Source organism: Pseudoalteromonas sp. SR44-2 (assembly GCF_014163745.1).
GTDB classification, from domain to species: domain Bacteria; phylum Pseudomonadota; class Gammaproteobacteria; order Enterobacterales; family Alteromonadaceae; genus Pseudoalteromonas; species Pseudoalteromonas distincta.
Genome location: NZ_JACJDW010000022.1, coordinates 44,470 through 64,022, shown reverse-complemented (window position 1 = coordinate 64,022; position 19,553 = coordinate 44,470). Strand labels below are relative to the sequence as shown.

Genomic DNA, 19,553 nt, shown 5'->3' with positions numbered 1-19,553 from the left:
ACGCGACTTATAAGTTATTAGTCTGCAAAACTTACTTTACCCATAGTAACTCCAGCGATACCCTGCGCGGTATTACTTAGGTGTTGCTGCTCTCCGGCTAGGCATTCGTTTGCTAAAATAGCAAATAACACAGCCTCTTTTGCATCGGGATTTATACCTAAATCGTCGGTATTTTTAAAAGCCTTAATACCTGGGCAAAGCGCTGTAAGTTGCGCCATTAGTAATGGATTATGAATACCCCCACCACTTGCATACACCACACAATTTTGTTCGCGCTCTGCACACTCGTTTAATGCATTTGCTATAGCTGTTGCAGTAAAGGTATTTAAGGTGGCCATTACATCTTCATGACTTAAATGGTGTGTATTTGTAAGCTGCTGTGCGGCGTTTAAATACGCTAAGTTAAATACCTCTGGCCCTGTAGTTTTAGGCATTGGAAGTTTAAAAAATGCGTTATTACATAATGCATTTAATAATGGTGTATTTACCTTGCCTGCTTTTGCTATTTTTGCGCCATCGTCATAATGCATATCTTTAAAATGTTGCTGTACGTAGGCATCCATAATGGTATTACCGGGGCCAATGTCGGAGCTAAACACACCGTTTGCATCACCATTTTTGGGTAAAAACGTTAAGTTAGCTATGCCGCCCATATTTAGCAAAACCCGACTCTCAGCAGCGCTCGAAAAATACAAATAATCGCCATACACAGCAAGCGGTGCGCCCTCGCCTCCTGCGGCTATGTGTTTTTGCCTAAAATCACCAATGGTAGTAATACCCGTAGTAACGGCTATCTGGTCACTATCGCCAATTTGTAAGGTGCCATTAGTAAAGCTTTTGTGGTTATGCTGCGAATGCGGGCAGTGGTAAATGGTTTGCCCGTGACTTGCTATTACATCAATACTTGCCGGGTTTATTTGCCAAGTATGTAAGCACTGGTTAACCATATCGCCATGGAGTTTACCTACCCACGGGTGCAATAAAGTAACAAGTTCTAAATCGCATTCTCGCTTAGCAAATACCTGCTTTATTTTAGTTTTATAATCGTCGTTGTAGTCAACGGTGGTAAAATTTAAAACCTCAATGTGAGTATTTAAGCCCGCGCCCGTTACTTTACACAGTGCAACATCAAGCCCATCCAACGAGGTGCCGCTCATTAAACCAATAATTAAACGGCTTGGTTTTAGGGCGCTGTTATAAAGCGCTTTAATGTGAGGGTGCATAATGGCATCTAAAATAGGTGTAATATTTTGCTTATATTAGAGGACTTTAAAACAAAGTAATAGCCGTAAACCGTTTAATTTAGGTTCTGATTGTTTAACTCTTAAATGATTGCTAAGTTAGTGTGCATACTAAAAATTTATGAAAAAATATGATCACCCTCAGAGAGTTTAAAGCCCAAGACGCGCCTTTTATTATTAACACCTTAAATGATGAACAGGTAACGCGTTTTCTATCGTCAAAAATTCCGTTTCCGTATACACAAGCCGATGCTGATTGGTGGATAAACCAAGGCTCAAAAAACGGCGTAATTGATGCAACGGCTAAGGCCATTGTTGTAAATGGGCAGTTTGCGGGCTGTATTGGTGTAACTCCCGGCGAATTTGAATACAGCCACAGTGGCGAAATTGGTTATTGGCTAAATAAAGCCTATTGGGGGCAAGGCATTATTACTCGCGCTATTGAACTTATATGCAATGAAGCGTTTGCAAGCTCACACTTAAACAGAATTTTTGGTGCAGTGTTTGCTGGTAATACCGGCTCAATGAAAGCACTTATTAAAAGTGGTTTTGAGCAAGAGGCTGTACTTAAACAGGCTATTTATAAAAACGGCGTATTTTACAATAGCCATATTTTTAGCAAGCTAAAATAAACCATTTAGAATAAATACTCTGCAAAGCTTGAATTACCAGTACCTCGCCCAAAGCTAATGTATTGAGGTAAAAATATATATTTACACTGCTTAGCGCGCATTATTGTTTAGGTTAGATATTAATTTAACGCATAAACATTCGCTAAGTACATTCACTTTAAGAGGAGATTTTTATGTCTGCAACTAGTCGTCAACTTACTTTAGCATCACGCCCTAATGGCGCTCCGAACGAAAAAAACTTTGAACTTAAAACGGTAGAGCTTCCTGCATTAAAAGATGGCGAAGTTTTACTACGCACTATATACCTATCGCTAGACCCGTATATGCGTGGTCGTATGAGCGATGCTAAGTCGTACGCAGATCCAGTTAATATTGGCGATGTAATGGTTGGCGCAACCGTGTGCCAAATAGAAGAGTCTAAAAACGATAAGTTTAGCGAAGGCGAGTGGGTACTTGCCTACACAGGTTGGCAAGACTACGCCATTACCGACGGCGAAGGCTTAATGCAGTTAGGTAAAGAGCCTGCAAACCCTTCATACGCATTAGGTATTATGGGTATGCCTGGCTTTACTGCTTACATGGGTTTACTTGATATTGGCCAGCCTAAAGAAGGCGAAACCGTAGTTGTTGCAGCAGCAACAGGCCCAGTAGGTGCAACGGTTGGTCAAATAGCTAAAATTAAAGGCTGTAAAGTAGTCGGTGTTGCTGGTGGTAGCGAAAAATGTGCACACGCCGTTGAAAAACTAGGGTTTGATGCCTGTATTGACCACAAAGCTGATGACTTTGCAGACCAACTAGAAAAAGCGTGTGATAACGGCATAGATGTTTATTACGAAAATGTGGGCGGTAAAGTATTCGACGCCGTATTACCATTACTAAATACAGCAGCGCGCGTACCATTGTGTGGTTTAGTATCGCAATATAACGCAACTAGCTTACCAGAAGGCCCAGACCGTTTAGGTATGCTAATGGGCCAATTGCTTACTAAGCGTATTAAAATGCAAGGCTTTATCATTTTTGATGATTACGGCGACCGTTACGACGAGTTTGCACAAGACATGCAAAAATGGCTACAAGACGGAAAAATTCAATACCGGGAGCACATGGTAGAAGGCATCGAAAATACAGTAGACGCGTTCAACGATATGATATCCGGTAAAAACTTTGGTAAAACTGTGGTTAAAATTAATAACCCACTTTAATTTTATACGGCTTGTAAGGCAAAGCCCTTACAAGCCACAAAAGGACTGACATGATTAAACTACACCATTTAAATAAATCCCGCTCTAAACGTATAATTTGGCTTTTAGAAGAGCTAGATGTTGACTACGAAATTGTGGCTTATCAGCGTAATAAAGACACATTCCTAGCACCTGACGAACTAAAGCATATTCATCAACTTGGTAAGTCACCGGTAATTGAAGATGGCGGTTTAATTATTGCTGAATCAGGCGCTATTACCGACTACCTTATTTCTAAATACGGCAACGGCAAATTTGCTCCAAAAGTAGATACCGCTGAATATGTTGACTACCAGCAATGGCTGCACTTTGCAGAAAGCTCAGCAATTTTACCGCTTTTACTTAAAATGTTTGTACTAAAAGACGGCGCTAAAACGCAGTTTTTAGAAGGCTATGCCGACGCTGAAACAGCCAAAGTAATTAGCTACTTTAACGACCGCCTAGAAGGTAAACGTTATTTAGTGGGCGATACCCTAACGGGCGCTGACTTTATGATGTCGTTTATTGTTGAAATAGTTAAAAACTCAGGTCAATTAGCGCACTTTAAAAACCTCGTTAAATACGACGAGCAATTACAAAGCCATGAGAAGTTTCATACAGCTAATGAGCTAGAAGCAAAGTACGACTAAACCTTTATATAATATTTTATATAACACTAGGGGCATTTAGCCCCTTTTTTAATGCCTGTAAAATATGCCCCGCCAAAGTTACGCTTGTAAACTAAATTAACAACCACCCACCTTATTGCTAATAAAACTTTAATTAATAAGGCATAATGCTGCTATTGTTTAAGTATTTTCACTAATAATACAAGCTGCTCTTGCGCGTATTGACTCACACTTGGGATCAACCATGACCATAAACATGCGTTTAACGACCGGATTTGGTGTAATTTTATCAATGATGCTTATTTTAACCATTATTGGAATTTCGCGCGTTAGCCTTATTAATAATAATATTACCCACATGACCGACGTAAATTCGGTAAAGCAACGTTACGCAATTAACTTCAGAGGCAGCGTACATGACAGAGCAATAGCCGTGCGCGACGTAGTGCTAATTACCGAGCAAAGCAGTTTAAGTACCGTGTTAAATAACATACAAGAGCTAAACGCATTTTACCAAACGTCAAGCCGCGCTATGGCTAAGCTAATGGGTGATATGAATAGTGAAGAGCGCGCTTTAATTAATAAAATAAATCAAATAGAGCAGCGCACTCAGCCTTTTATTCAAGGTGTAATAAACGCTAAAAATGCAGGAAACCTAAACGAAGCTAAACGCATTTTATTAACCGATGCGCGCCCTGCGTTTACCCTGTGGCTAAATGTTATAAACCAATTTATAAACCTGCAAGAGCAAGCAAATCAAACCACTACTATTGATACTCTCGATATTGCCAGTTCATTTGAAATTTGGATGATTTCGCTCACCGCGCTTGCAATTTTAATAGGTGCAAGCGTTGCGTATGTTATTAGCCAACTGATCAGAAAGTCAGTAGGTGGCGAACCACAAGAAGCCGCCGAAGTAATTGCCCTTATTGCCCAAGGCGATTTAAGAGGTGATGTTCAGTCGTGTTGCCCAAATAGCATGATGGCTTCTGTAGGGGTTATGCAATCTAAATTAAAAACCATTGTAGATAGCATTATTAACTCATCTGAAGAGCTTTCTACTCACTCTGCAAGCGTAGCGTCTGGCTCGCAGCAAGCACTTAGTGCCGCTGACGCACAAGTAACTTATACAAACTCGGCAGTAAGCAGCTTAGAAAAAATGAGCCGCAGTATTCATGCTGTTGCAGGCTCTGTTAAACAAACAGAAGATAACTCAAAAATAACCGCACAATTATCGCAGCAAGGTAGTATTGCAGTGCAAAAAGTAGCGGCGGAAATTGAGCAAATTTCAGTAACCGTAAAAGCCACCGTTACCCAAGTAAATGTTTTGCAAGAACATGTAAAACACATTGGCGATATTTTAAGTGTGATCCGCAGTATTTCTGATCAAACAAACTTGCTTGCACTAAATGCGGCAATAGAAGCTGCAAGAGCTGGCGAAACAGGCCGAGGGTTTGCTGTTGTTGCTGACGAGGTAAGGCAACTTGCCCAGCGTACTGGTGATGCAACAGGCGACATTGAAAAGATGATTTTGCAAGTACAAGAAAACACACAAGCGTCGGTAACAGCTATGGAAACCACAGTACCGCAAGTAGAAAATGGCCTAACGCTTACCCATGAGGCAAACGAGTTACTGCATCAAATACAGCAACAAGCTAACGACTCATTAAGTAACGTGCTTGAAATTGTTGAATCAACATCAAACCAAGTAGCCACCGTGGCGCAAATTAGTACCGGCGTTGAAGAAATTGCCAGTATGTCTAAAGAAACCAGCATGTCGCTTAACAGTAACGCACAAGAAGCCGTTGCATTAGCTGACCTTTCAAACACGCTTAAAAAGTATATTAGCTACTTTAAAGTTTAATTTTTTATAGTAAGTAATAAACAAAGGGGCTTTTAAGTCCCTTTGTTGTTTATGTACTTTAATAATAGCGGACTATATACCCGCTAAATCGCGCTCGGTAATACACTCGTCTGAGGCCATTTCAAACTCGCGGCAAACTAATGGGCGGTTTTCGTAAATGGAGCACATAAGCGTGTTGCGGTCGAGTGCTTGGCACCAACCGTCGTCAGCGCGTTTCATTACTTCGCTGCCCCATTTATCGTATTCAATGTAGTTAAAAGGCACGCCGGTGTCGGTTACTATGCGCACTTCTAATTGGCAACAACAGGCTTGGCAGTTAGCACACGTAACAGGCTCTGGGGTAGTAGAAATATTTTCAACAGGAATAACAATATGAGGCATAGTGGATTACTTTTTTGAATAAGCCACTAGGATACAGTAACTAATTTAACGCGCTAGTAGTTTTGCTTTAATATCGCTGTAACGCATTTGCTCGCACAGTGCAAAACCACTCAATTGGCGCACTTTATTACGCGCAAATAATGGCACACTCATCCCCGCTAAAAAGCGGCATTGGGTTTCAATACCCACATTATGATTACCTTTGTCTGCCATATGCGCTAAAAACTCATCCACCTTTTGATAAATAAGTTGCTCCTCAACATATGCAGGCTCTATAGAGTATTCAAGCTTAACCGCATGACCTCTACACACACTACAATGCCCACATTGCTGTGGTGCATTTTGATCGTCAAAATAGCGCGCTAAGTTATAGCTTAAGCAACTTTGTAGCTCAAAAAAGCGTACCAGTGCAGCAATACGTTTAATTTCGGCTTGTTCTTTATCACTAAAGTAGTCATGTAGTTGCTGGGCAAGTTCTGGGTTATTTATAACCTCGCTATGCACTTTGTATACTTGGGTAATACGTTTGGTTTCGAGCGTTATTAGGTTTTTTTCGGCTAGGTAATTAAGGGCTGCCACTACGCGTTTTCGATCAACCTGCGCGGCTTGCGTAAGGGAGTCAAAATTTAGCGTGCCCCATATTTTTTTAAAATCGGTATGGCTAAATATTTGTGTTAAAAATGCTTGGCGTTGCTCGTCAAACTGGCTAAGTAGCTCGTTTTTATCAACCAAAAATTTATATTTAAAATCAGCGTAGTAGGCATACTGCGGCGTTATTGCGCCTTGCATTTCTAGTTGTACCAGCAAGGTTTTTAGCGCTAGCTGCCTAATATTACTTTCGCTTGAAAGACTGTATTCTTGCATTTCCCATTGCTGGTGGCTTTGGCGAATATCGTTAATTACGTATTCAATGCCGCTAAGCTCGGGAGTATCGCCGTACACAAAGTTTTCAACCGTATTTAGCCCATCTAAATTGGCAAGGGTGTAGCAGTTTGATGGATTGCCATCGCGCCCTGCTCGGCCAATTTCTTGGCTGTAGTTTTCAATCGATTTTGGTAAATCATAATGTATAACAAAGCGAATATCCGATTTATCAACGCCCATACCAAAGGCAATGGTTGCCACCACTACGTTAATTTTACCCGCCATAAAATCATCTTGAATTTGCCAGCGTAGCGTATCTTCAAGCCCCGCATGATACGCCACCGCGTGCACACCTTGTGCACTTAGCACATTAGCAACTTGCTCGGCGCTTTGCTGTAGCGTTACATACACAATACCAGGGCCATTTTGCGCAAGCACAATGTTGGTAAGCTCGGTGTTTTTATCGGCGGTTTTAACGCTCAACACACTTAAATCTAAATTGGCGCGATAAAAGCCCGTTTGCACAATGCACTCAGGCGATATAGCAAATCGCTCTGCCATATCGCGTTTAACTTTTTTAGTCGCCGTTGCCGTAAGCAGCAATACTAAAGGAATATTAAGCTCTTCGCGGTAACGTGGCAGTTTAAGGTAGTCGGGTCTAAAGTTATGGCCCCATTCAGATATACAGTGCGCTTCGTCTACCACTAACATCGAAAGCGCCACTTGGCTTATAAACTCTCTAAAACGCTCGTTTTTAAAGCGCTCAACCGACACCATTAGCACTTTAATTTTACCATTTCGCACATCATTCATTACGGTGCTGCTTTGCATTTGATCTTGGCTCGAATCAAGGCTTGCCGCGTAAATACCTTTGCTATTTAAAAAGCTAATTTGATCTTTCATCAATGCAAGTAAAGGCGAAACCACTAACGTTAAGTTTGGTAAATGCAACGCAGTTAATTGATAGCACAACGATTTACCCGAGCCGGTCGGAAATATAGCCAACGACGATTGACCATTTAAAAGCTGCTCTATAGTTTGTTGTTGCCCTGTTCTAAATTGGCTAAAACCAAAGTGCTGCTCAAGTGATTGAATTAGTGGCGTGGTCATAAATGTCCTTTTGATGGCTAAACAATAGTCATGCTTGGTGTAGATGAAATATTTGCATGTATACCCAAACCATCTCAAGATGAGAGTTTCAGTTGGAGTTAAAAGCGATTTAGGCAAGGCATTGATTGCAAATAATAGTGGTTCTATTGTTAAAATCAATAACGCAGTATAAATCGCTTTTAAACCAACCCATTGGGCGTTTCACAGGCACTTACTCTCATCGTTGTTACTTCTTAAAAGGGGGCTGCCATTCTTGCAAAGTAACGCCTTGATATTAAGCCCCTGTGAAACGCTGAATTCTGCATATTGAGACGGTTTGGGTATAAGTATACAACAAATAACATTATTTATTGCTGACATCACCTTTATTTAAGCGCAAACTAGAGCACTATAAAATGAGTAGTAACTGCTTGTTGCCAAAATAATTTATTGATACCCAAGTCATCTTAAAAAACTAATAAAAATACAGATCACTTGGGTATATTATTTTTGAGGGCAACGTTATGAATATTACTACACCTAAAATCGTCGTTATTGGCGGTGGTGCTGGCGGATTAGAACTCGCAACGCAATTAGGTCATAAATTAGGAAAGAAAAAACAAGCTGAAATTCTACTAATAGACAAAAACCGTACCCACATATGGAAGCCGTTACTGCACGAAGTAGCGACAGGCTCTATTGACCCCGATTTAGATGGCGTTGTGTATTCAGCCCATGCTGCAAAACACCACTATAACTTTCAACTTGGTACTTTTTGCAATATAGATCAAAGCAATAAAACAGTTACCCTTGCACCACTTTTAGATGAGCTAGGCCACACAATTTTACCCGAGCGCACCGTGCGCTACGACCACCTAGTAATTGCCATTGGCAGCGTAAGTAACGACTTTAATACCCCAGGTATAAAAGATCACTGCTACTTTTTAGACTCAAACCAACAAGCAGAGCGCTTTCAGCATTCATTACTCGACAGCTTTACACGCCTTCACCAAGACGATAACCAACAGCAATCACTTAATATTGCCATTGTAGGCGGCGGTGCTACCGGTGTTGAACTCTCAGCTGAGCTTTATCATGTGTCTGAACTATTAAAACTTTATGGCTTAACAAATATGTCGTCTAAGCGTTTGCATATTCATTTAATAGAAGCCGGACCACGTATTTTACCAGCATTACCTGAGCGTATTGCCGTAAGTGCAAAACGTGAGCTATTAAAACTTGGCGTAAACGTGCGCGAGCAAACACAAGTAAAAGAAGGCACCGCACAAGGCTTTATCACCAAAGACGAAGAACACATTGATGCCGATATTATGGTGTGGGCAGCAGGCGTAAAAGCACCTGATTTTATTAAAGACTTAGGTATTTTTGAGCTGACGCGCAGCAACCAAATTCAAGTAAACGAGTTTTTACAAAGCACCGTAGACGAAAGCATTTTTGTATTAGGCGATTGCTGCGCATTTACCCAAGCCGACGGTAAGCAAGTACCACCACGCGCACAATCGGCGCATCAAATGGCGCAGTGCGTCGAAAAAAATCTAATCGCAACGCTAAAGCAGCAACCACTGCGCGGCTTTAAATACAGCGACCATGGCTCACTTGTTAACTTATCAAGCTACAGCACTGTAGGTAACTTAATGGGCAATCTAACCAGCAATACCTTTTTTATTGAAGGTAAAATTGCCCGCTTTATGTATATATCTTTATACCGTATGCACCAACGCGCCATACACGGTAGCGCAAAAACCTTTGCATTATGGATAAGCGAAAAAGTGCTGCGTGTAGTGCGCCCTAAAATGAAGTTGCACTAATAAATTAAGTACGCTCAGCAAACCACTAAAAAGCTTCAAGAGTTAATAAGTATTATCTCTTAAGGCTTTTTGCACTTTGCGTACCTAAAGTAGTACGATGTGAGAATATTTTAATAACATCAAAGGATTGGCGGTTATGAAAAAGCGACTTCTCGGACTTATAATTATAGCGGCTTTGGCAGTATATCTATTTAAAACCCAGCCTAACACAGCCGCTGTAGAGCAGACCAACGTGGCTGCACCAAATGCCACTGAGCCTAATTTAGTTAATAAAAAGCAGCCCGTAGAAGGCACACCGCTAAGAATAGTCACAGATCTAAAAAAAGATATTCGCCTTTGTAGAGATCAATCACAGCAACAACATATAAAAATAAATAATTTAAACCAATCGCTTGTTTCATTTTTTGTGAGTGAGCTTAAAAAAGGGACGTCGGTCCCCACGCTTTTAAAGTATGCAACCCTATCAGGAATCTATAAGCGTCAATATATTGCCTTTTTAAGAGATGCCATAGTTGCTGAGCAAAAGCAGCAGCTTAGTATTACTAGCTCTTTAGACGAATTAGCTAATTGGCAAGGCATTGAGGCAATTAAAGGCTTCACCAATGAAAAAGTAAAAGAAATGATTCAACAGCTTGGAGATAATAAACATAGCCCTTCAGGACTGACTCTGAGTGTACCCCTTGATGAAAATGTACAAAAAGAAACCCTTTATGCTTTATTAAACAACACTGATACATTTACCACTTACTCTAAAACGTTTATTAAACTTGAGGGCAGTGAAGTTATTTCCCCGGCGACATTGTTTGTGCTTAATGCAAATAAATTTACGCCAAAAGAGTTTGAGCAGGCAATTTCAACTAACCAATTTACAGTTAATGAGTTAGCTACTGCAATTAAAAACAACATTCCTAATGAGTATATTTTTGCACTTATGAAGCAGGTGCCGGCACTGGATGCTATGCCGCTGTACGAAGAAAATTCTGTTTTGTATAACATGGCTGATATTGCCGTAAGCCAGTTTAATTTACCGCTTGTAAAAGCACTACAACAACTAGGCGTAACACCAACCAATCGGCCTGGCTTATTTACTGGTTTAGATGTTGCAATAGTAAACCTGCCTAAAAGTGGTAACTTAACGCCAGCCCCTTTAGATGCAAAGCATACTCAAATGTTGGACTACCTCACAGAGCAGGGCTATAAAGCTCATAGCGGCAATGCTAATGACGACCTAAATGGCAAAGGCGTTTCTTTTGTAAGTGATTTTATTTACCAGCAAGGCGCCTATATTAATGGGCAGGAAAACCCTGAGCAATATGCTTACTTTAGCCCTATTGGTAAAATAGACAACGCCACATTGCCACAAGTAACTGAGCCAGATAGTTCTGAAATATCTCAATTTTTACAAGAAATACAACTTAAAAAAGAAGAACTAGATTCATACTCAAGCAATTGTAGTCAACTACCAAAGGAGCTATTTGCAGCCCAAAAGCTCATACAAGATAGAGACGCTTACGCAAAAGTTCGCGAAATTGAAAAAGAATATGGCAGCAACTTTGAAGACGTATTACAAGATATAGACCCTGTTTTAGTGAATTATTGGTGGAACACTCTTGCCGGTCGTACCTCTTCAGATAGAAGCGATAATGTATTTCGTGAGTATTTAGCTAAAAAAGAATTTAAAAAAGCACTTGAATACAGCCAAACAACTCCACTAAACCAAACAGAAACAAACGTGCTATTTATTAGGTTACTTGAAAATCCATATGACTTAGTTCCTATTTGGAATAGCCGAACACTACCCGTCCCTCCAAAGGATTTGGTTAGACTAAGCTGGTTTCCACTAAAAAAATGGCAAGAACTTGCACAACTTGGTTTTGATTTTTCGATTACCGATATACGTGGACGCGACGTTTATATACAAGCTGCATCATCTTCTGTCGAAGTAGTCCAATTTCTAATTGATAATAAAATACCGACTGTTCCCAGTAAACTTGGCGTAGATATACTCGACTTAGCGCTAGAACAAAGCTACACCCAAGGTGAGTTGAGCCCAATGGTCCCTTTAGCGTTGCAGCTTGTAGAAAAATTTGAACCAAACCACTTTTCTCGCGTTGCCCGATTAAAAACATTTTATCCTGAAGTTTATCAGCAGTTAGTACAACTTAACCCTGCACTAAAACCCGCTGAGGGCACAGAGCTAAATCACTATATTTTTAATAATCACTGATCTACATAACAGGCGAGCCATTACTTGATGAATATTGTCTTTAATTTTTAACATTGTCTGTGTAGAGTATTTAAAACAACTAAGGAAATTGGGTTATGACGGGTAAAACGCTAATTCTTAACTTTGACGGCACAGGAAACGAGCCCCGTGATGCAGAGCAATTTAGCTCAGAGCATTTTAAAGAAGACTCTAATATTACCAACATTCTAAAATTGCATTTACTGCTTGGCGGTAAATTAGAAGACTCCCCCATTACTCCTTTTGCTAACCAACTCAGTTTTTATTATCAAGGTATTGGCACTAAAGGCAGCCGCCTTAAACGCATTTTAAACCAAACCCTTGCACCTCGTGGCGACGACGTAGCCAGTATCTTAAATCAAGCATTAAGCGACTTTAAAGCTCACTACCTAATAGGTGATACCATACTGCTAACGGGTTTTAGCCGAGGCGGTGCACTCGCTAGGCGTTTTGCCAAAATCCTAGAGCCTTTAATTGCTGATAATGTTTACGTATGTGTGTTTGATACTGTCGCCTCTATTGGCTTATCAAAAGTAAGTAAAGCTACACGCGGCGCAGAGCACGTTATTTTTGAAAACCACACCATTGCCAACAACATTACTCACGCGCTGCACTGCGTAGCCCTTGATGAAAAACGCCGCGCCTTTGAACCCACACTCATGAACCATCAAAGCAATATTACCGAGCTATGGTTTGCAGGAGCGCATTCAGACATTGGCGGCGGTTACTACCGCGATGGCCTAGCCGATATTTGCTTGCGCTACGCACTTGAGTGGTTAATAGAGCAACCGCTTAATATTTCGTTACTCACTAGCCACGATATAGATTACGAAACCCTACTCCCCGATAGCAACTTAGTAGCACAAGATGACGTAACCGTAACGCCCGATCCGCTCGCATTAAGCCATCAACAAAATTACTTTTGGTTTAACCCATTTTTTAAATTAGTAGATAGGCAGTGCTATGTATTAATTGATGACGAAGCCAGCAACCTTGAGCCTTTAGTGCACTACAGCGTAGCCGAACGCATTAATAAGCTAACCAGTTACCGCCCAGAATCGCTAAAAAAACTGCATTACAAAATTAGCTACAACGACAACACCACACTTAGCTTTATTGGTTTAAGCCAACATATAGAGCTGGCTAATCAAAACATGAATGTGCTGAGCATTAACCAAAGCCAAGATGTAATGGTATTTGCCTCAGAGCAATACAACGCAACCGGCCTTATGCTAGAGCAAGGCGCTACGTACCGCTTTACCCCATACCCAAATCAATACTGGTTTGACGATGGCATAAAGTGCACGCCATTAGGCTGGAACCGCGATAACGTACAACTTGGCGTAAAAGAAATCCCAATGGCTGTGCTTGAACCATTTAGACGATTCCCTCGCGCACAATGGTTTTCACTTATTGGTGCTATAAATAAAAACGACGACCACCTTTTTGAAATAGCCAACGGCGCCGACATTAAAATGGATAAATCTGGCGAGTTTTGCCCATTCGCAAACGACCTAAGCCGCTTTTATGGCGCTAATGCAGGTAAAATAAAAGTAAAAGTAACGCGATTGGAATAAGAGGAAACCGAAGCTTTTAAATTGTAGGCTGGAATTTACATCGCGCTTTGTTCTTATAAAAACACCCGCGAGGTATAAAACCTCCCCTACAACAATTAAACCACTGCACTGAACAAACCCGTAGGTGCGATTTTACATCGCGCTTTGGCTTTATAAAAACACCATGCGAGGTATAAAACCTCACCTACAACAACTCAAACACCACACTCAACAAACCCGTAGGTGCGATTTTACATCGCGCTTTGGCATTATAAAAAACACCATGCGAGGTATAAAACCTCACCTACAATAATTCAAACACCACAATCAACACTACAAAGCCCGCCTAAACACCTGTAGATACAAGGCGCAAAGCTTGCTCGCGCGAAAAGCGAAGCTTTTAAATTAAATAAAACAAATATCAGTTTTAATGTTCACTATAAAACTGATAGGTTATTATTACTGTTTTTATCAATGGTTACTTTTTCGTGGCAAATGAAGTTATACAAAAAATAATTGAGTATTTACATCAAAACACCGACATTGATGTAGTTTGGCTATATGGCTCCCATGCAAAAGGGACAGCTCAGCCTCATAGTGACATTGACTTAGCCATAGCATTTAAAAACTTTGATCTGGAATCGTTCGATAAGCGCCTTAGGCCAAAAGAGCTTGAGCTTGAAATAAGTAATGCACTTAATCTTAACGAACAACTTATTTCGATTGTTGATATAAATATTATTCCAAGTTATTTAGCTTTCAACGTTATTGAATATGGAAAAATAATTATAAGCAATAATAGTGTTAGAGCGATGAAAGAGCAGCAGCGTATATATAGCCAGTTCGAATTTGAAACCATAGCGAGTAAACATGACTGATACCGGAATTACACTTTATTTAAGTGAAGTAACACGCCATATTGACGAATATATGCAAGAACTCGACGAACTCAGTCAAATCGATTCACTTAATAGTAGAGACTACCGAGCTGCAGAGCGATTACTACAGTTAATGACCGAGGTGTGTATTGGTTTATCAAAGCATTGGCTAAAGCAGCACAAAAGTAGTACCAGTAGCAACGCCTATCAAACATTTAGCGAACTTACTAATTTGGGCTTTTTGAGCGAGGCAGAACTACTGTCATGGCGTAAAATTATAGGCTTACGAAATGCTCTTGTTCACGATTACTTAAATATTGACCAAAGTATCGTTAAAACAATCATTAAAAAGCAACACTACACAACTATGCACGCATTTAGTATTAAAGCGATTACAGAGCTAAACAAAGATTCATAGATAAAACCTCACCTACAATAATTAAACCACTGCACTGAACAAAACCGTAGGTGCGATTTTACATCGCGCTTTGTTCTTATAAAAACACCCGCGAGGTATAAAACCTCCCCTACAACAATTCAAATACCTATTCGCCTCACATAGTGAGGCGAATAATATGTATAATTGCCTCATTAGGCAATTTTGTAACGTGTACTACGCCCACCTGCGGCGGTTTTCGTTAAAAATCCAAGCGTTTGCAAGTCCGATAAATGGCGTGTTGCGGTTGCACGGCTAACCTTAGCTACCTTTTGATACTGACTCGCACTAATACCCTGTTCAAATTGGCCATCAAGTAACTTATTAAGCACTTTTACTTGCTGCTCACCTAGCTTTGTTTGATCTTTACTTGCCCAGTAATTGGTTTTAAAAATTGTTTGCTCAATATTATTAAGCGTATGGTGTATCGCATTATTAAGCGTACATAAAAACCATTTAACCCACTTTGTAATACAAAGATCTCCACGTTGAGTGGCTTCAAGCACCTCGTAGTAGCTTTTTCTGTCTTCTAAAATAGCCACCGACATAGCGTAAAATCGAATTGACTCAGCATGTTCTTGCGCTAATGCCAGGTCGGTTATAAGGCGTGTAATACGCCCATTACCATCCTCAAGTGGATGTATTGTAACAAACCATAAATGTGCGATAGCTGCCCGAATAAAAGGATCTATTTGAGGTTCGTTTTGCGTTTTGTTAAACCAGTTAAAAAATAGCGAAAGCTCTTTATTTACTCGCTCTTTAGGAGGCGCCGTAAAATGTAATACCGGTTTATCTAAGCGCCCCGATACCACTTGCATTGGCTCGTCACCACGCAATTGCCCGCCCTCAATTTTAGTAAATAAGCTTTGCTCACCTGCAAACAATAAGCGATGCCAATGAAGCACTCGCTCTAAATTAAGCGGTGAGTCTGTGTTATTTATTGCATCAAGCATAATCTCAGCAAGATTATCGCTTTGCACTGTTGTTGGGTAAGGTTGCTCATTAATATTGAGCCTTTTAGCAAGAGAAGAGCGAACCGAAAATGCATTAAGCTTTTCACCCTCAATCGCACTGGAGTGAATAATATTTGCAAGTAAGGTATCAAGGGCTTGCTGCTTTTGTTGAGCACTTTGCACGCCCATACGCCCTACTAGTAAACCTTGATTATATGAAAGATCCCTTAGTAAAGGAGCAAGCGCTGTAGCATCCCACGTAAAGTTTGGCCAGTTTTGCTGTTGCCATATCCACATAGTCTTTAGTCCTAAAGGTAATTAGCTTCAGTCTATGTTATTTATTTGCCTCATGCAATGAGGCGAATAGCAGGGTTAATTGCCTCATTACTTTTAAGCGCTACATTGAACAGTAATTCACTTTCCTGTGGTAAAAAATGTATTTTTATGCGAGGTATAAAACCTCACCTACAATAATGCAAACACCACTCTTAACAAAAGCGTAGGTGCGATTTTATATTGCGCTTTGGCTTTTAAATAAGGACAAGCTAAACATCTGTAGGCGCGAAGCTTGCTCGCGCGAAAAGCGTAGCTTTTAAATTGTAAGCCGGAATTTATCTCGCGCTTTTAATTTTAATTTGTAAATATCGCGTTGATGCTGACAACCAAAATATGAATGACTTACTCAAAATACGTGTATTTATTTTCTAATATTTAAATAAATGCATCCATATTTGGTAGTTGTATTATTTGCTCACTCAGCTTATTTGCAGCTTTATTAATTATTTTTATGCACAAATCAATGTGTGCTAATTCAGCAGTAGACAAGTTATTTTTAACAGCAGAAACTTTAGCAGTATCAATTGCGGCTAATACAGAGTCAACGGTTTGACTCATAAGTAGTTGCATCCGTGGTAGTGAAATAGCAAATTCATCAGCAAAATCAGCTAACATATAAGCTGTAATCTCATTAGTAAAATTGCCTGCACTTTGCGAATTATGCTCACCCACTGACATAGCATAACACCTTGATATTTTGGGCTGTAAATAGCCCATATCACGGTCAATGCTTCCCTGCTCAATAATAGCCTCTATATTTACCAAGTCGTAAAACGGCGTAAGCTCTAAACCATTTTTACCAACAAAAAAACTAATGTTTTTGCCATGAGCATCGTAATTACGTACTAAAATATTAAATGTCATCCAACGAATAAGCTGAGCCTCATACGCTTGTACATTCGTTGTTTTAACATTAAATAGTTTTGCAAAAGAAACGCCATCTCGAATATAAATACCATCCCCATCATCACCATGCTGACGCTCATATTTATAAGAAGGAGGTAAATTAGTGGCTTGGCAACCATCAATAATATGACGACGTAATACACGGTTTTGATCTTGTGTAACGCGCCTATCAAAGCGATCTATTACAAATACTCTTACATCTGCATAAGTGCGCAACTCAACATGGGGAACATTGAGCCCCGACTCTTTTGCCAAAAGCATGGTAAAAAGTTCATTTACTGCAATGAAAGGCGCGGTACCTGTTTCGAATTTAAAAATTTTATTAGAACATAGCTCCCCTTCACCAAATCCTAATTTATTATTGATTTCGAGTAGGTTTAGTTTGTCTTGAACGCCAGCAACAGAGAGCCGAGTTCGGCCATCCCAATGAGTAATTGGCTCTCCAACTTGTACAAAGCGTTTAAGTTTTTGGCTTAGCTCATCATTAGTTACTTCACGAAAAAATGTTTGCTTTAAAGTACTGTTACTTGCTCTAAACGACAAAGCGCCTGACGTTTCCTCGCCAATTACTTTAATCAAACCAAACGTATTATTTTTAGAGATAGTAGTACTACTTATAATTTCATCAAGACCTTTGCCCTCGGGTAATAAGTTTTGTAAATAATTACGCACATCACGTGAGTCAAAATCACCATTGAGCGGTAAGTGTGGTGAAATAGCAAAACCCTTATTAATCCACTCAGGCTCATAGGTAAATGCAATTTCATTTTCAGAGCCTATATCAAGAGTTATCGCACCTATCTTCTGCGTATGCCCAATAAATACATCTAAGCTATTTTTTTTAATACCACTGCGCATCGCTCACCTCATCCTTGTTATTGTGGTGCGACTCGTCATCACTGACAAGGCTAAACGACAGCCCCATGTATTCCATCACTTTGAGTACATTAAAAAACTGCACATTCACATCACCTTTTTCTATTTTTATCAGCGTAGGCTTTGAAATATTAAGTGCTTGCGATACATCAACCAATGTAAGCTTCATGCCAGTTCGCTTTGAAGTAATCGCTTTAGCGAGCCGCACCGACGAAAACGGCTTTGATAGATCAGGCATTTCAGTGCGTTTAACAACTCTTCCAAGTGTTTTTTTTGCTGGTAATTCACTCATTAAAGGTCAACTATAGTTTACTTATACAATTTATTTTAGGGTAGCCCACCCAAAAGTCAAATATAACTTACTTTTAAGTTTGAACGTATATTTACTGCCTATAAGTAAACCTTACTTTACTTATAGGAAGTAAAATAAAACACAACCCCATAAGTAAAGCATAAGTTACTTATGGAAAGTTAATGACATTTTGAGCTTAATAGACAAGCTAAACACCTGTAGGCGCTCAGCTTGCTCGCGCGAAAAGCGAAGCTTTTAAATTGCCTTACTATCGTTTAAGGCTCGCTGCACCACTTGATAGCAAATAGCACGCTGCTGCTCTTGATTTAAGCTAACTTGTCGCATTGAAAGGATAGTTTTAACTATTTGTTTATGAGAAACGATTGGAAAGGTTGGTCTCTGCTTTAGTTCCACAAACCAACCAGGAAAACATAAAACAGGTAAAACCGGAGTATTAAAACCGGTAGATTCATAAAGCCATTTATTCACCCAATTAGCTTGGTTTTGAGCTTGCTCTAATGGCTTACTTTCAAACCAAGAAGGAAATGCTAAATGGTTATTCTCAAATTTAACTTTGTAATTTGTATCGTCTTTTATTCGTTTATGTCTGCCTTTGGTTTCAATAGCAAATATCCCATTTGGCCCAACAACTAAATGGTCAATATTAAAACCATCTGCTTGTATATCATGAAATACCTGATAACCGTGTGACTGTAATTCTATAAGCTCTGAAGCAACTGCTAATTCTGCATCACGTCCTAGTTTTAGCTTTATTAAGTCGTTAGATTTAACCCAAAGCTTTCGTGCCACATACGTTAGTCCCAATGCAATCACGATAATTAAAAAGTAATTGAGCTTGCCGCTGGCAAACATTTCAGCAATTCCTTTCAAAGCAAAAGGCATGGTGACTATCAAAGCAGACAAAAAGACTAAGCCTATTACATCTAAAACTTTATCATTAACTTGTTCATTAAGTGTCTGCGCTGCAACACGTTTAAGCTTTTTACGATCTACAGGTAGTTTTGCATTTTTCTGATGAAGCCATATTTTGAAAAACAAAACACCTAATAGTGAATAAACACTACCAATAACAAATAAAAGGCTTAAACCTTGGTTTAATAAATCATCCATGATGAGTTCCTATAATCACAATGTTTACTTTATACCTTAAAAACAGGTACATGTCGCATCATTCAAACCCACACTACAAAGCCCACCTAAACACCTGTAGGCGCCCAGCTTGCTCGCGCGAAAAGCGAAGCTTTTAAAATAATTTACTTATATCGCGTTGGCGATGGCAACCAAGGGGCGGATACCGCCGACCGC

General features: G+C 39.9%; 16 protein-coding genes. 9 read left to right on the top strand and 7 right to left on the bottom strand.

Features of this window, described 5'->3' with window-relative positions; genetic code table 11:
* Positions 1 to 17: 17 nt before the first annotated feature.
* Entirely contained in the window at positions 18 to 1,223 is a 1,206-nt protein-coding gene (locus H5115_RS13890; protein WP_182755850.1) for an anhydro-N-acetylmuramic acid kinase, read from the bottom strand.
* 149 nt (positions 1,224 to 1,372) lie between these two features.
* Here H5115_RS13890 and H5115_RS13885 point away from each other — a divergent pair, with 149 nt between their 5' ends.
* From H5115_RS13885 to H5115_RS13870, 4 genes are all read left to right on the top strand, one after another.
* Entirely contained in the window at positions 1,373 to 1,873 is a 501-nt protein-coding gene (locus H5115_RS13885) for a GNAT family N-acetyltransferase (protein WP_149592729.1), read from the top strand.
* Between the two features lie 173 nt (positions 1,874 to 2,046).
* Entirely contained in the window at positions 2,047 to 3,075 is a 1,029-nt protein-coding gene (locus tag H5115_RS13880; protein ID WP_182755848.1) for an NADP-dependent oxidoreductase, read from the top strand.
* A gap of 50 nt (positions 3,076 to 3,125) precedes the next feature.
* Positions 3,126 to 3,743: a glutathione S-transferase family protein gene (locus H5115_RS13875; protein ID WP_002962787.1), complete on the top strand. Its 618-nt coding sequence runs from the start codon at positions 3,126 to 3,128 to the stop codon at positions 3,741 to 3,743.
* A gap of 223 nt (positions 3,744 to 3,966) precedes the next feature.
* Positions 3,967 to 5,586, top strand: coding sequence for a methyl-accepting chemotaxis protein (locus tag H5115_RS13870; RefSeq protein ID WP_182755846.1), 1,620 nt, complete (start codon positions 3,967 to 3,969; stop codon positions 5,584 to 5,586).
* A gap of 72 nt (positions 5,587 to 5,658) precedes the next feature.
* Here the strand turns inward: H5115_RS13870 and H5115_RS13865 are convergent, their stop codons facing one another.
* Together H5115_RS13865 and H5115_RS13860 are read right to left on the bottom strand one after the other, a co-directional pair.
* Positions 5,659 to 5,967 carry a YkgJ family cysteine cluster protein gene (locus H5115_RS13865; RefSeq protein ID WP_002962790.1) on the bottom strand — a complete coding sequence of 103 codons (309 nt, stop codon included), beginning with the start codon at positions 5,965 to 5,967 and terminating at the stop codon, positions 5,659 to 5,661.
* A gap of 45 nt (positions 5,968 to 6,012) precedes the next feature.
* Positions 6,013 to 7,941, bottom strand: a complete 1,929-nt coding sequence (locus H5115_RS13860; protein WP_182755844.1) for an ATP-dependent DNA helicase RecQ — start codon at positions 7,939 to 7,941, stop codon at positions 6,013 to 6,015.
* 503 nt (positions 7,942 to 8,444) lie between these two features.
* Between H5115_RS13860 and H5115_RS13855 the strand changes: the two genes are divergently transcribed.
* The 5 genes from H5115_RS13855 to H5115_RS13835 all read left to right on the top strand — a co-directional run bounded on the left by H5115_RS13855 (position 8,445) and on the right by H5115_RS13835 (position 14,846).
* Complete coding sequence (locus H5115_RS13855; protein WP_002962796.1) at positions 8,445 to 9,749, top strand: NAD(P)/FAD-dependent oxidoreductase; 1,305 nt, start codon at positions 8,445 to 8,447, stop codon at positions 9,747 to 9,749.
* Positions 9,750 to 9,885: 136 nt separating this feature from the next.
* Complete coding sequence (locus tag H5115_RS13850; protein WP_182755842.1) at positions 9,886 to 11,976, top strand: cupric reductase; 2,091 nt, start codon at positions 9,886 to 9,888, stop codon at positions 11,974 to 11,976.
* Between the two features lie 95 nt (positions 11,977 to 12,071).
* Entirely contained in the window at positions 12,072 to 13,571 is a 1,500-nt protein-coding gene (locus H5115_RS13845; protein ID WP_182755840.1) for a DUF2235 domain-containing protein, read from the top strand.
* Positions 13,572 to 14,038: 467 nt separating this feature from the next.
* Positions 14,039 to 14,428 carry a type VII toxin-antitoxin system MntA family adenylyltransferase antitoxin gene (locus H5115_RS13840; RefSeq protein ID WP_002962075.1) on the top strand — a complete coding sequence of 130 codons (390 nt, stop codon included), beginning with the start codon at positions 14,039 to 14,041 and terminating at the stop codon, positions 14,426 to 14,428.
* The gene (locus tag H5115_RS13835) at positions 14,421 to 14,846 is read left to right on the top strand and encodes a type VII toxin-antitoxin system HepT family RNase toxin (protein ID WP_002962076.1); all 426 of its coding nucleotides are present in this window, start codon (positions 14,421 to 14,423) and stop codon (positions 14,844 to 14,846) included. Before H5115_RS13840 ends, H5115_RS13835 begins: the two co-directional genes overlap by 8 nt.
* Positions 14,847 to 15,019: 173 nt before the next feature.
* Here H5115_RS13835 and H5115_RS13830 read toward each other — a convergent pair whose 3' ends face one another.
* The 4 genes from H5115_RS13830 to H5115_RS13815 form a co-directional block, all read right to left on the bottom strand.
* Positions 15,020 to 16,114, bottom strand: coding sequence for a Fic family protein (locus H5115_RS13830; protein WP_182755838.1), 1,095 nt, complete (start codon positions 16,112 to 16,114; stop codon positions 15,020 to 15,022).
* Between the two features lie 414 nt (positions 16,115 to 16,528).
* Entirely contained in the window at positions 16,529 to 17,917 is a 1,389-nt protein-coding gene (locus H5115_RS13825; RefSeq protein WP_182755836.1) for a HipA domain-containing protein, read from the bottom strand.
* A complete protein-coding gene (locus H5115_RS13820) occupies positions 17,901 to 18,227 on the bottom strand; it encodes a helix-turn-helix domain-containing protein (RefSeq protein WP_182755834.1) in 327 nt (108 codons plus the stop codon). Before H5115_RS13820 ends, H5115_RS13825 begins: the two co-directional genes overlap by 17 nt.
* A 255-nt stretch (positions 18,228 to 18,482) precedes the next feature.
* Positions 18,483 to 19,358, bottom strand: coding sequence for a nuclease-related domain-containing protein (locus H5115_RS13815; RefSeq protein WP_182755832.1), 876 nt, complete (start codon positions 19,356 to 19,358; stop codon positions 18,483 to 18,485).
* Positions 19,359 to 19,553: the final 195 nt, after the last annotated feature.